The organism is Chamaesiphon sp. OTE_20_metabat_361, from assembly GCF_031364565.1.
Map to the genome: position 1 here is coordinate 1 of NZ_JANLWO010000776.1, position 5,373 is coordinate 5,373.

5 protein-coding genes and 1 pseudogene are annotated in these 5,373 nt (G+C 44.5%); 3 read left to right on the plus strand and 3 right to left on the minus strand.

The window, feature by feature from the left end:
* The 3 genes and pseudogenes from RMO35_RS21960 to RMO35_RS21970 all read left to right on the plus strand — a co-directional run.
* Window positions 1-589: pseudogene (locus tag RMO35_RS21960) on the plus strand (type IV secretory system conjugative DNA transfer family protein); the annotation flags it as partial.
* Window positions 590-721: 132 nt separating this feature from the next.
* Window positions 722-1,147 carry a hypothetical protein gene (locus RMO35_RS21965; protein ID WP_309744302.1) on the plus strand — a complete coding sequence of 142 codons (426 nt, stop codon included), beginning with the start codon at window positions 722-724 and terminating at the stop codon, window positions 1,145-1,147.
* Window positions 1,137-2,180, plus strand: a complete 1,044-nt coding sequence (locus RMO35_RS21970; protein WP_309744304.1) for a nucleotidyl transferase AbiEii/AbiGii toxin family protein — start codon at window positions 1,137-1,139, stop codon at window positions 2,178-2,180. The genes RMO35_RS21965 and RMO35_RS21970 overlap by 11 nt, the downstream gene beginning before the upstream one ends.
* 22 nt (window positions 2,181-2,202) lie before the next feature.
* On the opposite strand, the gene RMO35_RS21975 is transcribed toward RMO35_RS21970, so the two are convergent.
* The 3 genes from RMO35_RS21975 to RMO35_RS21985 all read right to left on the minus strand — a co-directional run.
* Window positions 2,203-2,541, minus strand: a complete 339-nt coding sequence (locus tag RMO35_RS21975; protein ID WP_309744306.1) for a hypothetical protein — start codon at window positions 2,539-2,541, stop codon at window positions 2,203-2,205.
* A 374-nt stretch (window positions 2,542-2,915) separates the two neighbouring features.
* Window positions 2,916-4,190: a hypothetical protein gene (locus tag RMO35_RS21980; protein WP_309744308.1), complete on the minus strand. Its 1,275-nt coding sequence runs from the start codon at window positions 4,188-4,190 to the stop codon at window positions 2,916-2,918.
* 160 nt (window positions 4,191-4,350) lie between these two features.
* The coding region (locus RMO35_RS21985; protein ID WP_309744310.1) for a hypothetical protein at window positions 4,351-5,373 on the minus strand (1,023 nt) is incomplete at its 5' end.

Below are 5,373 nucleotides of genomic sequence, written 5' to 3' on the forward strand. Positions count from 1 at the left end.
AACCGAACATGCTACTAAAGTACCATTGATGGAAGCAGCGGAATTCTCGAAGATGGGTGCTGGACGAGCGGTAATGATTTCGCCTGGATATATTAACGCAGCTAAGAAAGAAACTTACTTGCCGATCCTACATGACATTAAAATTCCGAATCGAGACTTAATTGAATCCGAGAAATCAAAAGAAGTCTGGAATACGATGTTAGCAGCTTCCAAAGATCGGAAAATTGATGAAGCCGAGATCTCGCGGATGTTCGAGCTGCGCTGTCAATTAGTCGAAGAACTATTTCCCCTGCCACCACCTGCTAAATTACTTTACTCTCTCAGTCGTCTAGTATCGATCTTGCAAGATGCTGGGTACTCTGAGGTAGGGTTTGAGAGTGAGAATCAGCTTGTCGATCTAGCCATTAAAATCCATATTCCCGTAGATTGGCAAGATCCCGGATCTTCAGCCGATGCCCCTAAAGCTAAGATTCCAAGAGATCCTAAAGGATTATCGGCGATCGCAATTTTAGTCGGGAGTACTGGCTACAGGATGACTAGATCGGAATTGACAGTGGGGAAAGCATCGGCGGACGCGATCGAAAATTGATAAGGTCGAGTTGAGGGATTCCGCAAAGCTAGATCGTGTTTTGAGTGTTATAATTGAGAGTATATATGTTGTCGTCATAGCCTAACTGTCTCTGTAAAAAAGATAGATGCAACAACTATTTTTGGATGTAAAATGAGAAAATCTGAACTAAAATTACTCATCATACAAACAATTGAGAATAGCGAATATAATGCCTTCTTCCGTAAAGATTTCAAAGATTTAGGTGGCAGTTATATTCAAGTAGGCACCGTTCTGAAAGAACTCTGTCAAGACCAAAGATTGAGACGGATCGGTCATGGTGTTTATGCTAAAACTGAAGTCTGTACTATCGAGCCTTTTGTCGGAAGAGTTATCTTGAGTGCTGGTTTAACAGAACTTGCCCCTGAAGCTTTAACTCGTCTTGGTTATAAAGTGTTACCATCTCAAGCCGTACTCGATTACAACGCTGGAACTTCAACTCAGGTACCAACGGGCAGAAAATTACGGATTCAAGGAAAAAGGACTAGTCGTAGATTTAGTCATAATAAAGCAGTTATATACTACGAGTATGTCAATTAAGCCTTTATCTAATAGTACTTTCAAGTTAATTAAAGATGAGTTTGATATTAATCCAGTATTCCTAGAAAAAGATTGGTATGCCCAACATATTTTAGGTGTAATTGCTAAATTTGAGAGCGATGAATTTGAGCCGATATTTTCAGGCGGTACATCTCTGAGTAAAGGGTACGGACTGATTCAGCGATTTTCAGAGGATGTTGATTTTCGAGTGCGTCCGCTTAAAGAAAAACTCACCCGCTCCTATCGAAGTAACTACCAAGATCGATTAGTCGAGGCAATTCTCGCATCCTCATCGGATTTACAGTTGGTTCGGGAAGTATACAAGCGAGATCGATCTACTTTTTTAAAATGTCAAATTGCCTACCCTTCCCAGTTTGCAGACACAAATACCGTCAGATCTCACATTCAAGTCGAACTAACTTTCGAGCCGCCGCAACTAGAACCAGAGGTTCGTCCGCTATCATCCCTCGTCAATCAATTTACCCAGCAGCCACCAGAAATAGCTGGAATGGCTTGTCTCAATCTCGCTGAAACCGCTGCTGATAAACTTGCTGCTCTATCGTGGCGGGTGGTGAGTAAAGAACCAGATAGCCAGCGATACGACCCTAGAATCATTCGCCACTTGTACGATCTGAGCTATTTGTCACCAGAGATCGTCAACAATCCCAACTGGTTTAAATTAAGTCTAGAAACGATATCCCACGATCTCAAAACTCGCGATAAATCGCTTGCCAGTCAGATCGATAGTCCACAAGAACTCTTGAATCAGCTAGTCAATAAGTTGGGTAGTAATCAGCTCTATCGAGAACATTATCGGAATTTTGTCGAAGATTTTACCTATGGAGCATCTCTTTCCTTTGACGAAGCAATCGATAGTTTGAGTGGACTAACAGGAAAACTATTAGCAGAACGGCAGAATATCGAGAATTCTGTAGTTAAAGATTCTACTGATGACACGATCTCGATCGATCCTGACTGGAAGGAGGAAAATAATTTTCTAGAGGAAAGTGATGAAATGGACTTGAGTCAATAGAGAAATTGAGTACTATTTCAGCTTAACCCCCAGTAGTGACACCGTTCACGTCAATCGACTGTGGACACTCGGCTAAATCGCAATTTTTTATCCTGATTAGCTGTAGCGACCTGCAATAGTAATCGGTCAGGACTGCAATCATCGCAATTTTGAGATCATCCAGCTCGAAATGCTGCAAGCCGTTCTCGACGGTCTTGACTTCTGGTAATTCGCTAATCTTAATGGTGAGTTCGAGTTTTCCGGTAGTAGCCATGAGATCGAGATCTGTATTAGTATCATAGACACTGTAAATCTTCTGATGCCCCGTTCGCAGAACCCCCAAGTAGAATGTCTCCACGCAATTTTCGTCGGTTCGCTTCACAACCCGCTCAGGAATCCACAGTAGCCCCAGATTCACCGATTAAAGAACAATTTCTCCCTGACTCAATTGAGATTTGTTGCCCTGTCTGTGGTTGGATCAATTTTAATCGAGATGAAGTTGGACAAATTAGCTGTGATGAATGTGATTTTGTCGATGTCGCTGAAATTTAATCATCGGTAATCTTAGAGCGAGAATCACTAATTTTAGTCTCTGTTTGGTGACGATCGGCATTCTCAACCTTATTAGTATTGTCTCTATTTCTCGATCGGACGCGTCCGAAGTTTGGACATCAATCCACGCGATCGACACTCATACCGTACTAATAGGGGGAAACGCAGAATTGTTAAACCTAACAATTAAAATATTTCAATCGACTACTTTTTTTTAAGAGCTGCGGCAATCGATTTGCCAGCCCGTTTACCAGCACTTTTAGCTCCAAATCCTGCTCCTTTTGTTATTCCACTACCAAATCGCCCTGCTGCCTTCATCCCGGCTCCTATGGCTCCTCTAGCCGGTGCGCTTGCCATTGAATTCATCGCTCCAGCTAGAGCCAAAGCCGAACCTTGACAATAGAAGAAAGTTAGCACGGGTGCAAAGATTGCCATTAAAATACCGATCGTAAAAATCCCCAAACTTGCCAGTCCCGTCTGGCTCTGTGCCCACAAATTCAAATAGACAATGATACCAACGATAATTGCAAAACACAGTTTGGCATTGACTAACAACCAAAAGTTACCAAACCAATTTTTAATCGGTGCGGGGTCGAATAATGATAGTGCGATATTAATTGGAAATGTGAAGCCAAATACTAATAATGTCAGTTCTAAAGCAATATAAAAGGCGATCGCCAAGCAGGTAAATATGAGCTGAATTAAACTTTCAAACGCATTAGAAATGGCACTACCCATCGACTTAATCGAGTCCCCGACCTTGCCAATAATATCCCATTTAGCCTTCTCATCGATCGTCCCGTCTGACGTGCCAGATGGTGGCGTTGTGGTATTCGACCCCGAAGTGGCTGAATTACTGGCTGGTTGTACCCCCGCAGCGTTATTGAGATCTATTTGAATCTCAGCTATTTTGGCATTAACTACCGGATCTTGTTCGGGATTGGCAGCCACACTTTGTTTTAAATTGTTTAGGGCTTGCTGAAAACAAGCAGTTTGGGCTGCGGGAGCGCATTTTTTCAACTCGTCTTCAAATTTAACAAAATAAGATTGGGCGAGATTCGTGCCATTGAGACTTCTAGTTGCTTGTAATTTCGAGAAATCGAAGGAAATCCCCTGCATCACCGTATCGGAGATCGAGTTAGTAAAATTCCGCATTCCCAGTACTGTATACATGGCTAACTGTCCGCTATTCCACAGCATTAGTAGTACCAGAATCAATACCATCAGAAAACCGACGACTTTTTCGGCATCTAAAGTTTTAGCTTTAATTTCTAAGAAAAAATAATAGCCGCGATAAATTACACCGATCCCCGCGATCGTCAAAGATACCTGTGCGACCCGTCCAAAGATGCCCATTTGAAAAACATTCGACCAGAATTCTTTGGCGAAGTTTGTGGCTAAAGCAGAACCAGTCGCAGCCGCTTGGCTGAAGTTGGCGGCGGCTAGTAGGTGTGGGTCTAGTAATAGGATATCGGGCATTGTTTTAGAGGTGGGGGAAAGGGGAAGGGGAATGGGGAAAGGGAAGGGGAATCGACCTTTTACTCGGATCTCGATCGATGCACATGTGCTAATGGTGATGTAAGGGGAAAAAGGGGGGAAGGGGAAAGGGTGAGCGTGTTCCTTTCCCCTTTTCCCTTTCCTACCCCTTACTCTTCGGTTTTACTGCACCCACCATCCCCTGGATAATGGAGTTAGTGTTCTGTACTTCATCGGTCAATCGCTGGCTGGCCCGATCTTCGGTTTCTTGGCGGCGAATTCGCGCTGCTGCATCGGTTGATGCTTGCGAAAGTTGGGCGGCACTCAAGGTTCGCTGTTCGGCGGCAATGCGAACGCCTTCGGCATTAATCGCACCTTGTTGTCCGATCTGTTGGCTGATGGTATTCAATTGGTCGAGCGAGTTGTCGTAGGTTTGAGCGGCTTGATATTGCATTCCCGCTGCATTCAAGTTCGCGCCTAAGACTCGGCTTTGGAGGGCTGCTTGACCGGAAACACCGTTCGCACTCTCGGCAATTACCTTGCTTGATGTGGCGGAGATTGCATCTAATTGAGTCAGCGATCCGTTGGCGGGATTGGTGTTGACGGCAATTTTTGCTACTGCTTGTTGTGCCTGGATGTTGGTGACGGTAGTAGAAATATCGCTAGCTGGCGTGGTGCTAGCGAGTGCGGTATCGATGCTGCCGATATTGGGATTGGTTTGTTTCGACAAAATGGTTGCTGCTTGAGTCGCACCTTGTCCGTAACTATCGGTAATAGTCTTAATTGCAGTCTGTTGAGCCGTCGCCTGAGCGGTGGCAGTATTCGGACTACTATTACCACCAAAGAAACCAGCGATCGTCTTGCCAATTCCACCTAATGGGTTATTAGGATCGTTCATCAGGTTGGTGAATGCCGTGCTGGCCATTGTTGTTAAATCGCCAATACCAGCAGCTATTTTTTGTTGCATTACTCCGTTAGCTATCCCACCGACAAATGGGATCTTGTTTAAGGTGGCACTAATTCCTGCCGTTTGTTGGGTTGCTGCGGTGGTAAGCGATCGATCGCCCGATTGAATCGCGCTAGTTCCAGCATTGGTGACAGTCGTTGTCACAATCCCTTGAGCCGCCGTTCCCACTGTCGTTCCTGCGTCTGGTGGGATGATGCCATTGGTTGGTGGTGTTGTGTT

What these genes read in the sequence shown, in the direction of transcription:
- RMO35_RS21970 (WP_309744304.1), top strand. Translation starts at nt 1,137, where the DNA reads ATGTCAATTAAGCCTTTATCTAATAGTACTTTCAAGTTAATTAAAGAT.
- RMO35_RS21965 (WP_309744302.1), top strand. Translation starts at nt 722, where the DNA reads ATGAGAAAATCTGAACTAAAATTACTCATCATACAAACAATTGAGAAT.
- RMO35_RS21980 (WP_309744308.1), bottom strand. Translation starts at nt 4,190, where the DNA reads ATGCCCGATATCCTATTACTAGACCCACACCTACTAGCCGCCGCCAAC.